Raw genomic sequence first — 20,564 nt, 5'->3', positions numbered from 1 at the left:
CGTCCCGCCGGGACTTTATCATTGCGCCATGGATGACGCTTACCGCCTGCAGGTCGACACGCCGCTGGCCAGCCTGGACCCCCGCGAATGGGACCGCCTGGCCGGCATCCACCCCGCGCTGTCGCATGCGTATTTTTCGGCCTTGCACGAGACCGGCTGCGCCAGTCCGCGCACGGGCTGGACACCCTTCTTCCTGACCCTGCACCAGGGCGCGCGGCTTGCCGGCGCCGTGCCGCTCTATCTCAAGACGCACTCGCGTGGCGAATACGTATTTGATCATGCCTGGGCCGACGCCTTCGAGCGCCATGGCCTGCGCTACTACCCCAAGCTGCTGGCCGCCGTGCCCTTCACGCCGGTCAGCGGCCCGCGCCTGCTGGCCACAGATGGCGAAGCCCGCGCCCATCTTGCCCGCGGGCTGGTCGAGCTGGCCTCGGCGCTGAAGCTGTCCTCGCTGCATATCCTGTTTGCGTCCAAGGAGGATATCGACGCCTTGCGCCAGGCCGGTTGCCTGGTGCGCGAAGGCGTGCAATTCCATTGGCGCAACGCCGGCCATGCCGACTTCGAATCCTTCCTGGCGGGATTCAATCATGACAAGCGCAAGAAACTGCGCCAGGACCGCAAGAAGGTCCTGGCGCAGGACGTGCGCTTCCGGCATTTGCGCGGGCGCGAGATCGGCGCGGCCGAACTGGCGTTTTTCCATGCCTGCTATGAACGCACTTACTTCGAACATGGCAACCCGCCCTATCTGACGCGGGGTTTTTTCGAACGCCTGCTGGCCACCCAGCCCGACAGCCTGGTGCTGGTGCTGGCCGAACGCCAGGGGCAGCCGCTTGCCTGCGCGCTGAATCTGCGCGGCGGCGACACCCTGTATGGGCGCTATTGGGGCACCATGGAGTTCCTGCCCGGCCTGCATTTCGAGACCTGCTATATGCAGGCCATCGAATACTGCATCGCGCAAGGGCTGGCGCGCTTCGAGGGCGGCGCCCAGGGCGAGCACAAGATGGCGCGCGGCCTGATGCCCACGCCCACCTGGTCGGCCCACTGGATCGCCGACCCGCGCTTTGCGGCGGCCATCGACGACTTCCTGGGCCGGGAGACCCGGGCGGTGAACGAATATCTCGACGAACTGGCGCGCCATACGCCTTTGCGGCGCGGCGCCTAGAGAAAGCGGTCGAGGATCTTGCGGCTATGGCGGTCCAGCGCCAGCGCGTCGCGGATCAAGTAATGGATGCCGTGGCTGTCGGAGATCAGCAGGGTCTGGCCGGCCAGGCGACGGATATCCTCTTCGCCCCGCAGCACAAAGCGCGTATCGCCCCGGTCGGTCTCGACCTGCCAGGTCGAGGGCGTGGCGTAGGTGGACACCGAGGCAATGCGCCGGATCTCGGGCATGAACTCGCGCCCGGCCAGATCTTCCTCGATGAGGGCGCGCGCGGCGGCCGGCGCGCTTTCCAGGCTGTCCAGCCAGAGCACCTCGCGCCCGTCGCCGGTCACCAGCGACAGCCCCCCGGCCGGGGCGCTGATCGGGAAGGCCCGCACCGGCATCACCCCTTCGTGCGTCTGCCCATTGCTGGTCAGCACCAGCTTGCCCATGGCATTGCGCCGAAGCTGAAAATCGACACCCATGATGCGCCCCGTCATGCCACCGCGGCGATGTCGCCATCGCCCGCCTCATTTTCGTTGTTGCGGGCCTGGGCCTGGTAGAGCTTGTAATACGCCCCTTCGGCCGCCATCAGGACTTCATGCGTGCCCTCTTCGACGATGCGGCCCCGGTCCAGCACGACAAGGCGATTGGCGCGGCGCAGGGTGCTCAGGCGGTGCGCGATGGCCAGCGTGGTGCGGCCGCGCACGAGATTGTCCAGGGCCTTCTGGATTTCTTTCTCGGTGGTGGTGTCCACCGAGGAGGTCGCTTCGTCGAGGATGAGGATGCGCGGATCGATCAGCAGCGCGCGGGCGATCGAGATGCGCTGGCGCTCGCCGCCGGACAGGGCCTGCCCACGCTCGCCGACCAGCGAGTCGTAGCCGTGCGGCAGGCGCAGGATGAACTCATGGGCATGGGCCGCGCGCGCCGCGGCGATGATTTCCTCGCGCGTGGCGTCCGGCTTGCCATAGGCGATGTTCTCGGCAATGGTGCCGAAGAAGAGGAAGGGCTCCTGCAGCACCAGGCCGATATTGCGGCGGTAGTCGGCCACGCGCAGCGATCGGATATCGACGCCATCGACGAGGATGGCGCCTTCGGAGACGTCGTAGAAGCGGCAGATCAGGTTGATGAGCGTGCTCTTGCCCGAGCCGCTGTGGCCCACCAGGCCTATCATCTCGCCCGGCGCGATGGCCAGGTTCATGCCGCGGATGACCGAGCGGTTGCCATAGCGGAAACCGACATCGCGCAGCTCGATGCGCCCCTGCACCTGGGGCAGCGCCACCGGTTTCTGGGGTTCCGGCACGCTGGAGACGTGGTCGAGGATGTCGAAGATGCGCTTGGCGCCGGCGGCGGCCTTCTGCGTCACCGAGACAATGCGGCTCATGGAGTCCAGGCGGGTATAGAAGCGGCCGATATAGGCCAGGAAGGCCGCCAGCACGCCCACCGTGATCTGTTTCTGCGAGACCTGCCAGATGCCGAAGATCCAGACGACCAGCAAGCCGATCTCCGTCAGCAGCGTGACCGTGGGCGAGAACAGCGACCAGACGGTGTTGACCCGGTCGTTGACCTCCAGATTGCGGTTATTGGCCTCGCGGAAACGCTGCACCTCGCGCTTTTCCTGGGCAAAGGCCTTGACCACCCGGATGCCCGGAATGGTGTCGGCCAGCACATTGGTGATCTCGCCCCAGATGCGGTCGACCTTCTCGAAACCATGGCGCAGCCGGTCGCGCACCACATGGATCATCCACATGATGAAGGGCAAGGGCAGCAGGGTGACCAGGGCCAGCCAGGGGTTGATCGAGAACAGGATGACCGCCGTCATGGTGATCATCAGCACGTCGGTGGCGAAATCCAGCAGGTGCAGCGACATGAAGACGCAGATGCGGTCGCTCTCGCTGCCAATGCGCGCCATCAGGTCGCCGGTGCGCTTGCCGCCGAAATACTCCAGCGACAGGGTCTGCAGGTGCGCATAGGTGGTGGTGCGCAGATCGGCGCCGATGCGCTCGCTCACCCAGGCCAAAATGTAGGTGCGCGCCCAGCCCAGGCCCCAGGCCACCAGGGCCGACGCCAGCAGGCCGCCCAGGTAGAGGCGGACCTTGCTGTAGTCGATGGCCTCCCCGTTCTGGAAGGGGATGAGCACCTCGTCCATGAGGGGCATGGTCAGATACGGCGGCACCAGCGTGGCGGCGGTGGCCAGCAGCGTCAGGACAAAGCCGCTGATCAGGGCGAACTGATAGGGCCGCGCGAACCGCCACAGGCGCAGCAGCGCCCAGGTCGAGGAAGGCTGCACCTCCTCGTCGCAGACGGGACAGTCATCCTGCCCTTCGGGGAGGGGATTCTGGCAGGTCGGGCAAACCGCCGTTTTTTTTTGCTGCGTTGCAGCGCTGGACAGCCGCAAGGCCTGTTGGCCCTCGAAAGCCGTCAGCAGCTTGAGGGCGGCGGGATTGCGGCCCAGCGTGAAGCGCCATTGGCCCAGGCGCTCCTGGCCATTGTCCAGCTCCAGGCATACCGCGCCGGCGTGGTCCTGCAGGCTCAGGCGCTGGCCCGGCGCATACGGAAAACCGCGCCATTGGCCGTCTTCCGGCGCGTGCGCGAGCAAACGACGGTCCGTCACCAGCACCAGGCCTGGACGAAAGCACAGACGTGCGTCAAGATCGGTCTCAAGCCAGCCCAACAGCGTCTCGCCGGCGTCCAACTGCGCGTCGACGTCGGTTTGCCACCTAGCAGGTAACTCGCGCCCCAGAGCGCCGGATTTAGGATCGTGTTTTTTCATCAGAACGCGTTTCGAGCCAAGCTTCGACCCGCCTTGGCGGCATCCTGCCTAGCCTGGGGCGGAATGCCTGTCCGTTCCTTACAACAGCGCGAGTTTATATGGCCCAAAAGGCGGCGTATAGTAGCAGCCGGTTTTCATATTTTCCACCGTAGGAAATCCCCCCGCCGAATCCCGCTTGGCCCTTCGTTTTCTCCGTGCGCCCCCCGGACCTCCTCGCGATCCGGGCTCCCTGCGCCAGCCAAGCGCTATAACCAAAGAACGAATCATGAAAAAGAAGGACATTGAATTTCTCGATGTCGTGGCTTTGCGCGGCCCGAATATTTGGACTTATCGTCCGGTTCTGGAGGCTTGGGTCGACATCGGAGCGCTGGAGGAATGCCCATCCAATGTCATTCCGGGTTTCTATGAACGCCTGACCGCCTGGCTGCCCACCCTGATCGAGCACCGCTGCAGCCCGGGCGTGCGCGGCGGTTTCCTGCAACGATTGCGCGAAGGCACCTGGCCGGCCCATATCCTGGAGCATGTGACGCTGGAATTGCAGAACCTGGCCGGCCTGCCCGGCGGCTTTGGCAAGGCGCGCGAAACCTCCACGGTGGGCGTCTACAAGGTCGTCGTGCGCGCCTGGCACGAAGTCGTGACCCGCGCCGCCCTGTCGACGGCCCGCGACCTGGTCATGGCCGCCATCGAAGACCGCCCCTTCGACGTCGACGAGGCCGTGTCCGATCTGCGCCGCCTGGTGGACCGCCACTGCCTGGGCCCCAGCACGGCCTGCATCGTGGACGCCGCCGATGACCGCGACATCGCCTATACCCGCCTGTTCGAGGGCAATCTGGTGCAGTTCGGCTATGGCGCGCGCCAGCGGCGCATCTGGACGGCCGAGACCGACCGCACCAGCGCCATCGCCGAGGGCATTTCGCGCGACAAAGACCTGACCAAGACCATCCTGGAAACCTGCGGCGTGCCCGTGCCCGAGGGGCACCTGGTCGACAGCGCCGAACAGGCTTGGGAGGCGGCCGAACGCATTGGCCTGCCCGTGGTGGTCAAGCCCTATGACGGCAATCATGGCCGGGGCGTCTTCACCAATCTGTCCACCCGCCAGGAGGTCGAGTCGGCCTATGCCGTGGCGGTCGATGAAGGCAGCGGCGTCATCGTCGAGCGCTTCGTGCCCGGCAATGAGCATCGCCTGCTGGTGGTCGGCGACCGCATGGTGGCCGCCGCCGCCGGCGAACCGGCCTGGATTACCGGCGACGGCGTCTCCACCGTCGAGGCGCTCATCGACAGCCAGATCAATACCGATCCTCGCCGCGGCCGCACCGAAGACCACCCGCTGAACCCGGTGCGCCTGGATTCGGCCGCGCGCCTGGAAATCGCCCGCCAGGGCCTGTCGGCCGACAGCGTGCCGGCCGCCGGCCGCCGCGTGCTGATCCAGCGCAGCGGCAACGTCGCCTTCGACGTGACCGACCGCGTCCACCCGGACACCGCCGAACTGGTGGCCCTGGCCGCGCGCGCCGTGGGCCTGGACATTGCCGGCGTGGACCTGGTGGCCGAAGACATATCGCGCCCCCTGCAAGAACAGCGCGGCGCCATCGTCGAAGTCAATGCCGGCCCCGGCCTGCTGATGCACCTGAAGCCGGCCGACGGCACGCCGAGGCCGGTCGGGCGCGCCATCGTCGACCATCTCTTCCCGGAAGGCGAGGACGGCCGCATTCCCATCGTGGGCGTGACTGGCACCAACGGCAAGACCGTGGTCGCCCGCCTCATCAGCCGCCTGCTGCATCTGTCGGGCAAACAGACCGGCCTGGCCTGCAGCGAAGGCCTCTACCTGAACAAGCGCCTGGTGCAGAAAGGCGATTGCGCCAACTGGGCCGCGGGCCGCCGCGTGCTGATGAACCGCAACGTCGAAGCCGCGGTCATCGAGAACGACAGCGGGGTGATCCTGGGCCAGGGCCTGGCCTACGATCGCTGCCAGGTCGGCGTGGTGACCAATATCGACGAAGGCGACCACCTGGGCGACTTCGATATCAACGAGACCGAGCGCCTGTTCACCGTCTTCCGCACCCAGGTCGATGTCGTGCTGCCCACGGGCGCGGCCGTGCTCAACGCGCGCGACCCGCGCGTGGTCGAAATGGCCGAGCTGTGCGATGGCGAAGTGCTGTTCTTCGGCATCGACCCGCAGCTGCCGCCCCTGGCCCGGCATCGCGCCGACGGCAAGCGCGCGGTCTTCATCCGTGACGGGCAGATCGTGCTGGCTCGCGGCGAGCACGAGGAAAAGCTGGCCGATATCGCCGCCGTGCCCCTCACGCATGGCGCGCGCGTGGACTTCCAGACCGAGAACGTGCTGGCCGCCGTGGCGGCCGCCTGGGCCCTGGACATCCCGGTCGATCTCATCCGCGCGGGCATAGAGACCTCCGACATCGACCAGGCCGACGCGCCCTGGCAGTTCACCCTGTTCCAGCGCGACGGGGTCACGGTCGTGGTCGATGACGTGCATAACGCGCCCGGGTTGCGCGCCCTGTCGGCGGCGGTGCGGCGCTTCCCCGCCAAGCGCCGCGTGGCCGTGTACTCGGCAGGCGCCGACCGGCGCGATGCCGACCTGGTCGAACAGGGCAGGCTGCTGGGCCAGCTGTTCGATCTCGTGGTGCTCTATGACGACGCCACCGTGAAAAGCCGCCGTCCGGCCGGCCAGGCGCGCGCGCTGCTTCGCCAGGGCCTGGAGGACAGCGGACGGCCGGTGCGGATCCTGGACGAACCCGACCATGCGCGGGCCATCCAGCATGTGCTCGATGGACGCGCCAGCGACGATTTCATCCTGCTGCAATCCGATGAAGCTTTCTCCGGCCCCACCATCGACCTGGTGCGCCGCTGGATTCAACAATAACAACGACCGACAAACACACTGCTGGCGCCGCTCCCCGGGGCGGCGCGCTTGGAAGACAGGAAAGCCTGCCATGGAAGTCTCCCGAATCCGCGCTCTGCGAGGCCCCAATCTCTGGAGCCGTAATACCGCCATCGAGGCCATCGCGGCCTGCGCCGACACCGAATGCTCGATCGACGACATGCCTGATTTCGAGGCCAGGCTGCGCGCGCGCTTTCCCCAGATCGGATTGCTGCGGCCGGAAGGCCATAGCGGCGCCGTCTCGATGGCGCATGTGCTGCAGGTCACCGCGCTGGCGCTGCAGGCGCATGCCGGCTGCCCCGTCACCTTCGGCCGCACCTCGCCCACCGTCGAGCCCGGCATCTTCCAGGTGGTGGTCGAATACAGCGAAGAAGAAGTGGGCCGGCTCGCCATGGAGCTGGCCCAGGCCTTGATCGATGCGGCGCTGCGCGACCAGCCCTTCGACCTGCCCCAGGCGCTTGCCCGCCTGCGCGAGCTCGACGAAGACGTGCGCCTGGGGCCCTCCACGGGCTCCATCGTCAACGCCGCCGTCGCCCGCGGCATTCCCTACCATCGCCTGACACAGGGCAGCATGGTGCAGTTCGGCTGGGGCAGCCGCCAGCGCCGCATCCAGGCCGCCGAAACCGATCACACCAGCGCCATCGCCGAATCGATCGCGCAGGACAAAGACCTGACCAAGATGTTGCTGGACGCCGCGGGCGTGCCGGTACCGTTGGGCCGCTCGGTGGACGACGCCGAAGCCGCCTGGCAAGCCGCCCAGGAATTAGGCGGCCCCGTGGTGGTCAAGCCTCGCGACGGCAGCCAAGGCCGGGGCGTGGCGGTCAATATCGAGACCCGCGAGCGTGTGCTGGCCGCCTTCGAGGCGGCCTCGCAGATCAGTTCCGAAGTCATCGTCGAGCGCTACATCCCCGGCCATGACTTCCGCCTGCTGGTCGTGGGCAACACGCTGGTGGCGGCCTCGCGCCGCGACCCGCCGCAAGTCACCGGCGACGGCGTGCACACGATCCGCGAGCTGGTGAACGAGGTCAACGCCGACCCGCTGCGCGGCGACGGACACGCCACCGCGCTGACCAAGATCCGCCTGGACGACATCGCCCAGGGCGTGCTGAGCAAGCAAGGCTATACGCCCGATTCCGTTCCGCCGGCCGGTACGCTGGTGGTGTTGCGCAACAACGCCAACCTGAGCACCGGCGGCTCGGCCACCGACGTCACCGACGAGGTGCACCCGGAGCTGGCCGCGCGTGCCGTCACGGCCGCGCGCATGATAGGCCTGGACATCTGCGGCGTGGACGTCGTGGCCGAGACGGTTCACCTGCCGCTGGAAGACCAGCATGGCGGGGTCGTCGAAGTCAACGCCGCGCCCGGCCTGCGCATGCATCTGAACCCGTCGTTCGGCAAGGGCCGGGCCGTGGGCGAAGCCATCATCAACCAGATGTTCGCCGAGGGCGATGACGCCCGCATTCCTATCATCGCGGTGGCCGGCACCAACGGCAAGACCACCACCGTGCGCCTGTCGGCCCATATCCTGGCGTGCAGCGGCAAGCGCGTGGGCATGACCAATTCCGACGGCGTCTATGTGGGCAAGCGCCGCATCGATACCGGCGATTGCAGCGGCCCGCGCAGCGCGCGCCGCATCCTGCTGCATCCCGACGTGGACGCGGCGGTATTCGAGACCGCGCGTGGCGGCATCCTGCGCGAAGGCCTGGCCTTCGATCGCTGCGATGTGGCCATCGTGACCAATATCGGCATGGGCGACCACCTCGGCCTGGGCTATATCAGCACTGTCGAAGACTTGGCCGTGGTCAAGCGCGTGATCGTGCAGTACGTGCGCAGCAAGGGCATGGCCGTCCTGAACGCGGCCGATACCCATGTGGCCGAGATGGCCAGCGCCTGCCCGGGCGACGTCACCTACTTCGCCCAGGACCGCAACCATCCTGTCATGGCCACGCACCGCGCCCAGGGCAAGCGCGTGGTCTACCGCGAAGGCGACAACATCGTGGCCGCCGAAGGCAGCGAAGAAGTGGCTATCCCGCTGTCCCGGATCCCCCTCACGCGCAACGGCGCCATTACCTTCCAGGTCGAGAACGCCATGGCCTGCGTGGGTGCCGCCTGGGCGCTGGGCATCGATTGGCAGACCATCCGCCAGGCGCTGGCTTCCTTCGTCAACGACGCCCAGACCGCCCCCGGCCGCTTCAATGTGTTCGACTATGGCGGCGCCACCCTGATCGCCGACTACGGCCATAACCCGGATGCCATCCAGGCGCTGGTCCAGGCCGTGGATGCCATGCCTGCCAAGCGGCGCAGCGTCGTCATCAGCGGCGCGGGCGACCGGCGTGACGAGGATCTGCGCCAGCAGACCGAAATCCTCGGCGACCACTTCGATGACGTGCTGCTCTACGAAGACCAATGCCAGCGCGGACGCGAGGACGGCGAAGTCATCGCCTTGCTGCGCCAGGGCCTGGCCCAGGCCAGGCGAGCCTCCCACATCGAGGAAATCCGAGGCGAATTCATCGCCATCGATCGCGCGCTGGCCCGCCTGGCGCCCGGCGACCTCTGCCTGATCCTGGTGGACCAGGTCGAAGAAGCGCTGGCGCATATCGCCAGCCGCGTGGCCGAGAAAGGCTGATCCACCCAGGCGCGGGCATGGACCGCGCCTGGGCCGCCTGAACAAGAATTCTTCAGCAAAAATTCGCGAATTGACTCGAATCAAGCAAATAGACAGCTGACTTCCCCTACGATAGGGGCTCCGCCAGCCATGGAGCCCCAGCCGATATGTCCGAGATAACCGCCGCCCGACGCTATACCCGGGGCGCCGTCGCCCTGCATTGGATTACCGCCGTGTTGGTCGCGCTGGCCTATCTTGCGATCGAGATCCGGGGCCCCAAGGGCGACCCTGGCCGCCCCCTCTGGACCGGCATCCATGAATGGGCCGGGACCCTGGTGCTCGTGGCCGCGCTGGTGCGCGTGGCTTGGCGCGCCCGCCACGAGCCGCCCGCCGACCTGAACGAATCCGTGCTGCTGTCCATCCTGGCACGGCTGGCCCACCTGGCCTTGTACATCTTCATCCTGGCCCAGCCGCTGCTGGGCATGCTGACGCTGAACCTGGCCGACCGCCCCGTCACCCTGATCGGCCTGGATTGGAGCTTCCGCATCGCCGGCCCCAATCCCGAGTGGCGCCCGCTGATCAAAGAGGCGCACGAACTCATCGGCAACCTGTTCTACTTCGTGATCGGCCTGCATGCCCTGGCCGCGCTATGGCATCACTATGTGAAGCGCGACGAGACCCTGCGGCGCATGCTCTGAAGCCACATCTCGTTACCCGGCCGGCTCAAAGCGGGTCAAAACTTGTCCGAAATGTAACTTCACCCGGCCTCCCCGCCCCGGGGAAGCTTGCGACGCCTTGCGCGCCCGCCACCCCCGCCCCACCCTCTGAAAACGTGTCCACGGACCCCGCCGTCCGGGGCATTTTGGTGTCCGTTACATTCGCCCACAGCCAGGTTTGACACCCTGCGCACCCGGCTTTTAGGGTAGACCCATGCCGATCGGCCACCCCCGGAAGCATCGCCCGGCCAGGCGATCTTCCCAACAGCAACGCAAGGAGGCGAGATGAACAACGACATCATTGCGGGCAAGTGGAAGCAATTGAGCGGCAAGGCCAAAGCGGCCTGGGGCGAACTCACCGACGACGAGCTCACCCGCACCGAGGGCAACGCGGAACGCCTGGCGGGCCTGATCCAGGAACGCTACGGCAAGACGCGCGAAGAAGCGCAAAAGGAAGTCCGCGAGTTCTTCGACAAAAACCGCTGAGCTGACTGCCTTCCGCGGCCAGCCTCAACCCTGCGAGGAGAATCATCATGCTGTACTACGCGGCTGTTTTCTTCGTGATCGCCATCATCGCCGCGGTACTGGGCTTCGGCGGCATCGCCGCCGGCGCCGCCGGTATCGCCAAGATCCTGTTCTTTGTCTTCCTGGTGCTCGCGCTGCTTTCCATCCTCAGCGGCACACTAAGAAAGAAATAGCACCCGGATATGCGGCCCCAAGCCGCGGCGCTAAAGATTGAGCGTCCCCGAGCAACACAACCATAGGGAGAACGACCATGAAAACTCGTCAACTGTTCGCCGCCATCGCCCTGGGCACGACCGCGGCCTTCGCCACCTTGGCCCATGCCGCCGACGGCAAGCCCAAGCAGTCGGTGGGTGAGTACGCCAGCGACACCGCCATCACGGGCAAGGTCAAGGCCGCCCTGGTCGCCGACAAGGACCTGAGCGCGCTGGATGTGGCGGTGGAAACCAATAACGGCGTGGTCACCCTCACCGGCACGGTGGGCACGGCCGCCCAGGCCGACAAGGCCGCCGTGGTGACCCGAGGCGTGGAAGGCGTCAAGCAGGTCAACAACAACGTGAAGGTCGACCCCGCCAAGGCCAAGTAAGCGCCGCGCATCAGTCGCATGATTGATCGCCGGATTTCCCGGGCTGCACACAGCCCGGGTTTTTTATGGCGCGCGCCTCAGGGCAGGCGGACCACGCCCTCGCCCACGGTGATCACCCGCCCGCCGACCCGGATCCGCTGGCCGGCGTCCACATCGAGAAACAGACGGCAAGGACGGCGCACCAGATCGCCCTGCTCCACCAGCACGCCGCCTGGAATATCGCGGCCCTGCGTCAGCAGCCAGCCGCCGAGATTGGCGCAAGCCGAGCCCGTGCCGGGGTCCTCGACCACTCCGGCGCCGCGGGCGCTGAAATAGCGCGCGCACACCACTTCGCGGCCCTCGCGCCGCTGCCCCTCGAAGGCAAAGGCATAGAGCACCCGCCGCCCATCGCGGCTCTGGCCCCAGCGCTGGGCATCATGGGGCGTGGCCCGCTTGACGGCCTGCGGCGAGGCCAAGGGCACGACACATTGCTCGATACCCGTATCCACCCAGACCGGATCGCCGGCCAGATCCTCGGTCGACAAGCCGAGGAAGGCCGCCACCTCGGCCCGGCTGGCTTCGGCGGGCCGCAGGCGCGGCGCCTGGGCCGAAGGCGCCACCAGGGTCCAGACATCGCCCTGGGCGCGAACCGGCACGCGCCCGGCGGCCAGCGACAAGGTGACCGTATCCTGGATCGCCAGGCCCAGGTCGCGCAGCACATGGGCCGTGCCCAGGGAGGGATGACCGGCAAACGCCATTTCGTGCGTGGGCGTCATGATGCGCACATCGGCCACGCCCGGCTCGGGGCGCTCCAGCACAAACGTTGTCTCGGAAAGATTGAATTGCAAGGCCAGATCGCGCATGACGTCCACGGGCATGCCGCGGGCATCTTCAAATACGCAAAGCGGGTTGCCGCCGAAAAAGGATTCGGCGAACACATTGACGAGGCGATAACGGAAATCAGGCATGGCGGCAGCGCTGCAAGGGACCTCCCCTCAAGGGGAAAGCCCCAATATAGCGGCTGCCCGCCCCCGCGCGACAGATACAGCCGCGCATGATTTTCACCAGGCGGCGAAGAACAGCCACCAGGCCAGGCAGAACGGCGCCAGGCCCGCTGCCACCAACAGCCATGACATGACACGGCGCGCCAGCCCCGCGGGGCGCTGGCCCAGCACGCGCCAGGCCAGGCGCAGGGTCCAGAGCACGGCCAGGGCCAGCAGCGTGAACCGCAGTGGCGCCACCCACCCGGTGCGCACACCTTCGTGCTGCAGCAACGTCACCGTGGTGGCCGACAGGCCCAGGAAGACGCCGACGCCGGCCGAGGGGATAAGGGCCTGCGCCAGCTTGTGCACGCCGGCCAGCCCGGTGGCTTGGGCCTGGGGACTGACGCGATCGGCCAGCCACAGGCCGGCAAACGCCGCCCCGCCCACACAGACCGTGGCCCCCGCCACGAAGGCCAGGATGCCGGCGCCGTCCAGCCAGGAGAAGCTGTCATTGACCTCGGGATAGTGCGTCAAGATAAACCAGGGTGCGCTGTCGATCAGCGGCCAGGTGATGTCGCGCTCGACCAGCCAGGTCGCCGCCCATTGCTTGAAGGCCACGAACCAGGGGCTGGCGCTCCAGAGAAAGGCGCCTATGGCCACGCCCATGAGGCCGAAACAGATCAAGGCCGTCTGCCAGCCATCGCCGTGGGCGACGTTGACGATTTCTTGCTCGGGCGAGCGCGGCGTAAGCGCGATCGCGCCGCGGTAGCCGCTGCAACGGCCGCACATATGGCAGTCGCCCGCGCCTTTCATGTGGCGCAGGGGCACCAGCGGCGCGCAGTTGACCGGCTCGATGCGGATCACGGGGTGGCGCCAGGCCTGTTCATCGACCTTGTAGTGCCAGGGGGCCAGCTTGGCCAGCAGGTTGAACACCCCATTGACCGGGCAGAGGTATTTGCACCAGACCCGCTTGCTGTGGCCGTAGCGATAGCCGACGATCATGGCCGCCACGGTGGAGCCGCCCAGAACCGCCAGCACGGCCAGCGGATACTGGTAGACGCTGACCAGCTGGCCATAGACGGTGGTCAGCGCGAAGGCCACGAAAGGCCAGCCGCCCCAGCGCATCCATTTCGGAATGGCGCGCCCCTGGCCGCGTTCGCTGGCCCATTCGGTGAGCATGCCTTCCGGGCAGAACCAGCCGCACCAGGCGCGCCCCATGATGGGCATGGACACCAGCACAAAAGGCCACCAGATGCCCCAGAAGGCGAACTGCGCCAGCACGGTCAGGTTGTTGAAGACCGACGCCGTATTGCCCGGCAAGGGCAGGAACACCGGCACGATCAGGAGAAAAGCGTATATCGCGACGATGCCCCACTGCAGCTTGCGCAACAGCGGGGCATGATCGCGAAGAAAATCAGCAAAGCGGGCGGTAGCCCGCCCGAGCGCAGAACCCATTGCTAAACCTCGTCGGCCGCCTTTGTCTCAGCGTGCCGTCACTTGCGCAGCCTGGGCCTGCGCATCGGTGCGGCGCAGAAGCAACCACACCACCAACCAGTAAGCCAGCCAGACCAGCACTGAAATCAATGCCGGATAGGCCCGATAACCCGCGAAATCCGCCAGGATCTTGCCCAGGCCGCTGCTGTCATCGAGCAGCCAGGCGCTATCCCACACCGGATCGACGATGGTGGGCAGCACGTCCAGCGAGATCAGGTGGTCCAGGCCGCCCACCAGGAGCGAACCGGCCAACAGCAGCAGCAGGACTTCGGTGATGCGGAAAAACCGCCGCCACGTGATCAGCTTGCCGCCCAATTGCAGCAGCCAGAAGGTCAGCAGCGCCACCAGGAAACCGCCCACCCCGGCCAGGGCCAGCATGACGGGGCTGCCGCCGTCCTGGGCCGCCGCAACCGTGCCATAGAGAAACACCACGGTCTCGCTGCCTTCGCGGGCCACCGCGATCATCACCAGGACCAGCAGGCCCCACCAATTGTCATTGGCGACGGACTGCCGCGCCCCGCCTTCGAGCTCGCGCTTGAGGGTGCGGCCGTGGCGCTTCATCCAGACCACCATCTGCACGACCAGCACGCAGGCCAACAGGGACATGCCCGCCTGGAACCACTCCTGCCCGGTGTCGCTCAGCCACTCGGACACGCCCAGCAGCACCAGGGCCAGCATCAGCGCCAGGCCCAGGCCCGCGGCGACACCGCCCCACAGATAAGGCAGGCCGCGCCGGCCCTCGGGCGTCGCGCGCAGCCATGAATAGAGAATGCCCACCACGAGGAGGGCTTCGACGCTTTCGCGCCAGACGATGAATGCGACCTGTTCCATAAGGGCCCGGTTATTCCTTGGGCTTGACCACCAGCGTGCCCTTCACGTTCTGGTGAAAATCATCGAAAAAGGGATATTCGCCGGGCCGCGAGATCGTGATGACCACAAACGACTTCACGCCGGGGCCCAACACCTTTTCCTTGCGCAGCGGAATCGATTCGAACTCCACCGGCTCATTGCTCTCGTTGATCAGTTCGATCTTGAAACGGCCGGCCGGCACTTCCAGCCTGGCCGGCTCGAACGTGCCGTCAGGCTTGAAGGTGAGCGTAAAAGTCGGCATCTCGTCCGCATGCGCGGGCGCCCAAAGCATCAGGGCCAGCAAAAACGCCCACAGGCCTCGCACGATCAGTACCCGCCCTTCTTGCCGGTGCCGGCATAGACGAATTCATATTCGAGTTCGAAGGGCTCGAACCACGGGCCCACGCCGGTTTCCTTGTCAACGTGGCGGCCGAAGTGCGACATTTTGTCGGCCGTCGGCGGCTGGATGGTGTACTTGAGCTTGTACTTGCCCGGGCCCTCCAGCTTGACGTTGTCGCCGTAATGCGGGCCGTCGTTGGCCACCATGGGCATCAGATGGCCCTTTTGCACGTTCTGGCTGCCGACCTTCTGGATCTCGAAATTCACGACCAGGTAAGGCATCCATTCGCCTTCCGGGAAACCCGTGGGATTGTTGGCCAACGCATGGATATCAGCCTCGAGGTGGATGTCGGAATCCTTGGCCGGACGCATCACGCCCGGAGGATCCATTTCGATGGGCTGCAGGTAAACCGCGCCGATCTCCATGCCACCCTTTTCCACCGGCTTGCCGATCGGATACTCGGCGGCCATCGCGGCGCCGGAAACAGTCATCGCGGCCACGGCCAGCCAGAAGGCTTTTTTCAACATTGGGTTTATCCTCGGGAAAGTATCAGCTTGCACAAAACACAAACAAGAACTGTTTTCATTAATGTAGCGGCAACAAGCTGACAGCGACCTTAATTAATCCCGTATCAGGCCCACAAAAAAGCAAGACGGCGCCCGATGGGACGCCGTCTTTCAGACCGCTTTCAGAGGCGCTTATTTGCGTCCGCCGCCCTGCCCTGGCGGGAACGGAAAGTTGGCGAACATGGCCCGCGTCTGGTCCTGCATCTGGTCCTGCATCTGCACGAACAGATTCTTGCTCTGGTCGATGTAGTTGTTCATCATTTTCTGCAGCATGGGCGTCTGCACATTCATGAACTGCGTCCAGGCTTCCGGACCGAACTGGCTGCCGTACAAGCCCTTGGACTGTTCGGCCATGCGCTGCTGGATCTCCATGAAGGCCTGGATGTTCTTCTCCAGGTAGGAACCCATGATGCCCTGCATGGCGTGCCCATAGAAGCGGATGATCTGCGACAGCATGGTCGAGGAGAACATCGGCATGCCGCCGCTTTCCTCTTCGAGGATGATCTGCAGCAGGATGCTGCGCGTGAGGTCCTCGCCGCTCTTGGCGTCGACCACCTGGAAGTCTTCGTTGGCGAGCACCAGTTGCTTGACGTCGGCCAGCGTGATGTAGGTGCTGGTCTGCGTGTCGTACAAGCGGCGGTTCGGATATTTCTTGATCAGACGCTGGGGGGCGTCGGATTGAGCTTGCGTCATGGCTGTCCCCGAGATCGGGAGATCTCTTTAATTCTCAACGATTTTACGTGCTTTGCCGGACAGGCGTCAGCCTGCCCGGCCCCTCCAACGGGTATCAACCCATGTGCAAACCGCCATTGAGCGAGAAATCCGCGCCCGTGGCGAAGCCCGATTCATCCGAGGCCAGCCACGAACACATCGAGGCGATTTCCTCGGGCGTGCCCAGGCGGCGCACCGGAATGGTGGCGACGATCTTCTCCAGCACGTCGGGGCGGATGGCGCGCACCATGTCCGTGCCGATATAGCCCGGAGAAATGGTGTTGACCGTGACCCCCTTGCTGGCGACCTCCTGGGCCAACGCCATGGAAAAGCCGTGGATACCGGCCTTGGCGGTGGAGTAGTTGGTCTGGCCGAACTGCCCCTTCTGGCCGTTGACCGAACTGATATTGATGATGCGCCCCCACTGGCGATCGACCATGGCGTCGATGACCTGCTTGGTGACGTTGAACAGGCTGTTCAGGTTGGTATCGATCACGGCGCGCCAATCGTCGACCGTCATCTTGCGGAACAAACCGTCGCGGGTGATGCCGGCGTTGTTGACCAGCACATCCACCTCGCCCAGCTCGGCCTTGATCTTGTTGAAAGCCTGGACCGTGGACTCCCAATCCGAGACATTGCCCACCGAGGCATGGAAGGTGAAACCCTGGGCGGCTTGTTCATCCAGCCATTGCTGGTAGTTGCGGCTGGGCCCGCAGCCCGCCACCACACGGAAGCCATCCTTGGCCAGGCGCTGGCAGATGGCGGTTCCGATGCCGCCCATGCCGCCGGTCACGTATGCCAGTTTTCCGCTCATATTGACTTCCTCCTGTTTCGACGCAAGCTTTGAATGAAATAGACAGTCTTCAGACCGCCCTGACTTTGACGTACCTGCCGGGTGCCGGTTCTATGGGCGCGTACTTTTTGCTGCCCAGTTTGCGGCGAGCGGCTACTTGCTTGCCTGCGTGTCCGGCCAGCCACTGTGTCCAATCGGGCCACCAGCTGCCGGGATGCTCCACGGCGCGCGCCAGCCAGGCATTGGGATCGCCTGGCAGGGCCGCGCCCGACTCGTCCGCCCAGAAGCTGCGGCGCTTCTTGGCGGGCGGATTGACGACCCCGGCGATATGGCCCGACGCCCCCAGCACGAAGCGCATGGGGCCGCGCAGCAGCTGCGTGCTCGCATAGGCCGATTGCCAGGGCACGATGTGATCCTCGCGCGAACCATAGATATAGGCCGGCATGCTCAGGCGGCTCAGGTCGAGCGGCGTGCCGGCCGCCTGGGCCACGCCCGGCACCTTGAGGTTGTTCTCGAGATAGGTATTGCGGAAATACCAGGAGAAGAATGGACCGGGCAGGTTGGTGCTGTCGGCGTTCCAGAACAGCAGGTCGAACGCCGGCGGCGTCTGGCCCTTGAGATAGTTGGCGACCACGTAGTTCCAGACCAGCTCGTTGGGGCGCAGGAAGGAAAAGGTGGTGGCCAGATCGCGCGCGGACATCAGCCCGCCCTGTCCGAGCTGGTGGTCGCGCAGCAGCGCATGGCCCTCGTCGACGAAGACCTTGAGCACGCCGGTGTCATGGAAGTCCAGCAGCGAGGTCAGCAGCGTCAGCGCGGCCACGGGCTTTTCGCCGCGCGCATCGGCCAGCGCCAGCGCCGCGGCCAGCATTGTGCCGCCCACGCAAAAGCCCAGGCCGTTGACCTGCTCCTGGCCCGTGATGTCCGAGGCCACCGACAGCGCCTTGAGCACGGCCTCGTCGAGATAATCGCTCCAGGTGGCGGTGTCCACGCCATCGCGGTCGGAAGACAGCGGATTGCGCCAGGAAACGATGAAAACCGTATGGCCCGCCTGCACCGCATGGCGCACGAAGGAGTTCTCGGGCTGCAGGTCCAGGATGTAGTACTTGTTGATATTGGGCGGCACCACCACCAGCGGCCGCTCGTAGACCTTGTCGGTCTGGGGCGCATACTGGATCAGCTGCATGAGGCGGTTTTCGTAGACCACCTCGCCGGGCGTGACCGCCACATTGCGGCCGATCTCGAACTGGCTCTCGTCGGTCTGGGTGATGCGACCCTTGCGCAGGTCGGCCATCAGATTGGCCAGGCCTGCATTCAAGGCGCGGCCGGCCGTCTCGACGATGGATTGCTGGGCGTCCGGGTTGAAGGCCAGGAAATTGGCGGGCGACAGCGCATCGACCCATTGCATGATGGAAAAACGCAGCCGGCTGCGCAGCTGCTCGCTCACCTGGGCGGCCTCGACCATGCGATGCAGCACCCGGGCAGACAGCAGGTAGGCATGGGCCATCAGCAGATGGCGCTTGTCGGCCAGCCAGGCCGGACTGGCAAAGCGCTTGTCGGCCGGGGCGGACAATATGCCGCGCTGGGCCTCATCGCAAATGCGCAGCCATTCTCGGGAAAACTCGGCCTGTATCTCTGCCAGAGCATCCGGTGCCACGCTCACCGGGACAGGCCATGCGGCGGAAAGATGGGCGGTCACTTCGACACCTTGTTATCGGAACTGCGCGATTCGATGGTGCATGTCGGCAAAATGGCTGTCAATGCGGGTAATCCAAGGCTAAACGCCGCCAGCATAACCCGGCGTCCGGGGCGGTTCGGCGGGGCGGCTTGATGCAGATCAACTCAGGCGGCCAGCCAAGCCAGCATGGCCATACGGCCCGTTTCGCGGTCGCGGCGATAGGAGAAGAAACGCGCCCGGTCTCCGTAGGTGCAAAGACCGCTCAGCTCCACCCGGGCCACCCCGGCCCGTTGCAGGCGCAGGCGCGCCAGGCCGGGCAGGTCGGCCATCCACTTGCCGGGCGCGTGCGGGCGGAAGCAGGCCGCCGCCTCGACATCGGCGGGCGCGCCGAAGGCCTCCAGCACGTCGGCGCCCACCTCGAAGAAGGCCGGTCCTATCCCCGGCCCCACCCAGGCCCGCCAGCCGCCGGCGGCCGGTTTTTTGCGGCGCATCAATTCCAGCGTGTGTTCCAGCACGCCGGAGGACAGGCCGCGCCAGCCGGCATGCGCGGCGCCCAGCACCTGGCCGGCCTCGTCGGCCATGAGCACAGGCAAGCAGTCCGCCACCAAGACCGCCAATACCTGGCCGGGCCGGGTGGTGACGCTGGCATCGGCGGCGATTTCGCCGTCCGGCGGCGGCAGGTCGGCATCGTGCACGGCATTGCCATGCACCTGCCGCAGCCAGCGCGGCTCGCCCGGCAGCGCGGCCGCCAGCCGGCGGCGGTTCTCGGCGACCGTCTCGGGACGGTCGCCGGCGCGGATGCCGAGATTGAAAGTGTCATGCGGCGCCACCCCCGCCCCGCCCTCGCGGGTGGTACAGAAATAGGCCACGCCGGGCCAGTCCTGGCCGCTGACCACGGGCAGGCCGGCCATCACGCGATCCATGTCACAGCTCCCTGTACGTCTTGCATGTCCGGAGGCACGGCCGCCTCGAAAGCCAGCTCGCCGCGCCCGCCCGGGTCATCGAAATGCAGCGCCCGGGCATGCAGCATCTGGCGCGTGGCCCCCGCCAGCGCGCGCCCGCCGTAAAGCGTGTCGGCCAGCAGCGGATGCCCCAGACTGGCCAGATGCACCCGGATCTGGTGAGTGCGCCCGGTCTCCAGGCGGCAGATCACCTCGGTGACACGCTCCTCGGCGGCCTGGCCCTGGCGCGCGGGCCGGTAATGGGTGACGGCCGGCTTGGCCGCGATGGGGCGTTCGACACTCATGCGCACGGGCACGCGGGCATCGCGGCCGATGGGCCGGTCCACGGTGCCGGCGGCGCGCAGCCATCCATGCGCCAGGGCGATGTACTCGCGTCCCATGCTGCGCGCCTGCAATTGGCGCACCAAATGGGTCTGCGCCAGTTCATTGCGGGCCACGACCATCAGGCCGGAGGTATCCTTGTCAAGCCGGTGAACGATGCCGGCCCGGGCCACCCGGGCCAGCTCGGGGTAGCGATACAGCAGCCCGTTGAGCAAGGTGCCGCTCCAGTTGCCGGCCCCGGGATGGGTCACCAGCCCGGCCGGCTTGTTGACGACGATCCAGTCCGAACTGGCGTCCACCACCTCGAAATCGACCGGTTCCGGCGAAAATGCCAGACTTTCGGGCGCGGGTTGCTCCCATACCGTCAGCTGGTCGCCCGGCCCCACCGGCTGGCGCACCTTGGCCGGCGCGCCGTTGACCAGCACATGGCCGGCCTCGATCCAACCCTGCAGGCGGCTGCGGGAATGCCCGGGCATCAGGCCGGCCAGCACCTTGTCCAGGCGGTCGGCGGGGGTGTCCGGAGGGATGAAAATCGCCAAAGGCTCGTCGTCGGAGAGCGGCTCGGCGCTGGCGGCTGTATCGGACATGGCACAAATCATATAATCAGCCCAGCATGCTAACACCAAGGAAACGACTCTCGTGATTCTCCGCAACG

The 20,564-nt window shown here is 66.2% G+C and carries 19 protein-coding genes; 7 read left to right on the top strand and 12 right to left on the bottom strand.

Annotated features, from left to right (window positions below; all coding sequences use genetic code 11):
* Positions 1-28: 28 nt before the first annotated feature.
* The gene (locus AXA74_RS17380) at positions 29-1,162 is read left to right on the top strand and encodes a GNAT family N-acetyltransferase (RefSeq protein ID WP_032978163.1); all 1,134 of its coding nucleotides are present in this window, start codon (positions 29-31) and stop codon (positions 1,160-1,162) included.
* Here AXA74_RS17380 and AXA74_RS17375 read toward each other — a convergent pair.
* Positions 1,159-1,638, bottom strand: a complete 480-nt coding sequence (locus AXA74_RS17375; RefSeq protein ID WP_029578591.1) for a cyanophycin metabolism-associated DUF1854 family protein — start codon at positions 1,636-1,638, stop codon at positions 1,159-1,161. The two genes, AXA74_RS17380 and AXA74_RS17375, sit on opposite strands and share 4 nt — an antisense overlap.
* Positions 1,635-3,911, bottom strand: a complete 2,277-nt coding sequence (locus AXA74_RS17370) for a cyanophycin metabolism-associated ABC transporter (RefSeq protein WP_029578592.1) — start codon at positions 3,909-3,911, stop codon at positions 1,635-1,637. The genes AXA74_RS17375 and AXA74_RS17370 overlap by 4 nt, the downstream gene beginning before the upstream one ends.
* 265 nt (positions 3,912-4,176) lie before the next feature.
* Between AXA74_RS17370 and cphA (AXA74_RS17365) the strand changes: the two genes are divergently transcribed.
* From cphA (AXA74_RS17365) to AXA74_RS17345, 6 genes are all read left to right on the top strand, one after another.
* The gene (gene cphA / locus AXA74_RS17365) at positions 4,177-6,789 is read left to right on the top strand and encodes a cyanophycin synthetase (RefSeq protein WP_060833236.1); all 2,613 of its coding nucleotides are present in this window, start codon (positions 4,177-4,179) and stop codon (positions 6,787-6,789) included.
* Between the two features lie 70 nt (positions 6,790-6,859).
* Positions 6,860-9,433, top strand: coding sequence for a cyanophycin synthetase (cphA, locus tag AXA74_RS17360; RefSeq protein WP_032955825.1), 2,574 nt, complete (start codon positions 6,860-6,862; stop codon positions 9,431-9,433).
* A 146-nt stretch (positions 9,434-9,579) separates the two neighbouring features.
* A complete protein-coding gene (locus AXA74_RS17355) occupies positions 9,580-10,110 on the top strand; it encodes a cytochrome b (RefSeq protein ID WP_029578595.1) in 531 nt (176 codons plus the stop codon).
* A gap of 303 nt (positions 10,111-10,413) precedes the next feature.
* Positions 10,414-10,614, top strand: a complete 201-nt coding sequence (locus tag AXA74_RS17350) for a CsbD family protein (RefSeq protein WP_029578596.1) — start codon at positions 10,414-10,416, stop codon at positions 10,612-10,614.
* Positions 10,615-10,661: 47 nt separating this feature from the next.
* On the top strand, positions 10,662-10,826 hold the full coding sequence (locus tag AXA74_RS23975; RefSeq protein ID WP_029578597.1) for a DUF1328 domain-containing protein: 165 nt from the start codon (positions 10,662-10,664) through the stop codon (positions 10,824-10,826).
* A 77-nt stretch (positions 10,827-10,903) separates the two neighbouring features.
* On the top strand, positions 10,904-11,236 hold the full coding sequence (locus AXA74_RS17345; protein WP_029578598.1) for a BON domain-containing protein: 333 nt from the start codon (positions 10,904-10,906) through the stop codon (positions 11,234-11,236).
* Between the two features lie 77 nt (positions 11,237-11,313).
* Here AXA74_RS17345 and AXA74_RS17340 read toward each other — a convergent pair whose 3' ends face one another.
* The 10 genes from AXA74_RS17340 to AXA74_RS17295 form a co-directional block, all read right to left on the bottom strand.
* Entirely contained in the window at positions 11,314-12,183 is an 870-nt protein-coding gene (locus AXA74_RS17340; protein ID WP_029578599.1) for a PhzF family phenazine biosynthesis protein, read from the bottom strand.
* A gap of 93 nt (positions 12,184-12,276) precedes the next feature.
* A complete protein-coding gene (locus AXA74_RS17335) occupies positions 12,277-13,653 on the bottom strand; it encodes a 4Fe-4S binding protein (protein WP_032955826.1) in 1,377 nt (458 codons plus the stop codon).
* Positions 13,654-13,680: 27 nt separating this feature from the next.
* Positions 13,681-14,523: an FTR1 family iron permease gene (locus AXA74_RS17330; protein WP_029578601.1), complete on the bottom strand. Its 843-nt coding sequence runs from the start codon at positions 14,521-14,523 to the stop codon at positions 13,681-13,683.
* Between the two features lie 10 nt (positions 14,524-14,533).
* Positions 14,534-14,866, bottom strand: coding sequence for a cupredoxin domain-containing protein (locus AXA74_RS17325; RefSeq protein ID WP_029578602.1), 333 nt, complete (start codon positions 14,864-14,866; stop codon positions 14,534-14,536).
* A gap of 2 nt (positions 14,867-14,868) precedes the next feature.
* Positions 14,869-15,408, bottom strand: a complete 540-nt coding sequence (locus tag AXA74_RS17320) for an iron transporter (protein WP_029578603.1) — start codon at positions 15,406-15,408, stop codon at positions 14,869-14,871.
* A gap of 171 nt (positions 15,409-15,579) precedes the next feature.
* Positions 15,580-16,140 carry a polyhydroxyalkanoate synthesis repressor PhaR gene (phaR, locus tag AXA74_RS17315; RefSeq protein WP_029578604.1) on the bottom strand — a complete coding sequence of 187 codons (561 nt, stop codon included), beginning with the start codon at positions 16,138-16,140 and terminating at the stop codon, positions 15,580-15,582.
* 94 nt (positions 16,141-16,234) lie between these two features.
* Positions 16,235-16,972 carry a 3-ketoacyl-ACP reductase gene (locus AXA74_RS17310; protein ID WP_029578605.1) on the bottom strand — a complete coding sequence of 246 codons (738 nt, stop codon included), beginning with the start codon at positions 16,970-16,972 and terminating at the stop codon, positions 16,235-16,237.
* Positions 16,973-17,021: 49 nt separating this feature from the next.
* The gene (gene phaC / locus AXA74_RS17305; RefSeq protein WP_032955828.1) at positions 17,022-18,647 is read right to left on the bottom strand and encodes a class I poly(R)-hydroxyalkanoic acid synthase; all 1,626 of its coding nucleotides are present in this window, start codon (positions 18,645-18,647) and stop codon (positions 17,022-17,024) included.
* A gap of 143 nt (positions 18,648-18,790) precedes the next feature.
* Positions 18,791-19,549, bottom strand: coding sequence for a peptidoglycan editing factor PgeF (pgeF, locus tag AXA74_RS17300; RefSeq protein WP_029578607.1), 759 nt, complete (start codon positions 19,547-19,549; stop codon positions 18,791-18,793).
* Positions 19,537-20,496 carry an RluA family pseudouridine synthase gene (locus tag AXA74_RS17295; RefSeq protein ID WP_032955829.1) on the bottom strand — a complete coding sequence of 320 codons (960 nt, stop codon included), beginning with the start codon at positions 20,494-20,496 and terminating at the stop codon, positions 19,537-19,539. The genes pgeF and AXA74_RS17295 overlap by 13 nt, the downstream gene beginning before the upstream one ends.
* Between the last annotated feature and the right edge of the window lie 68 nt (positions 20,497-20,564).

Source organism: Bordetella hinzii LMG 13501, from assembly GCF_001548475.1.
GTDB classification, from domain to species: Bacteria; Pseudomonadota; Gammaproteobacteria; order Burkholderiales; family Burkholderiaceae_B; genus Bordetella; species Bordetella hinzii.
Note: the sequence above shows the minus strand (reverse complement) of the source record. Positions and strands in the feature narration are given on the sequence as shown.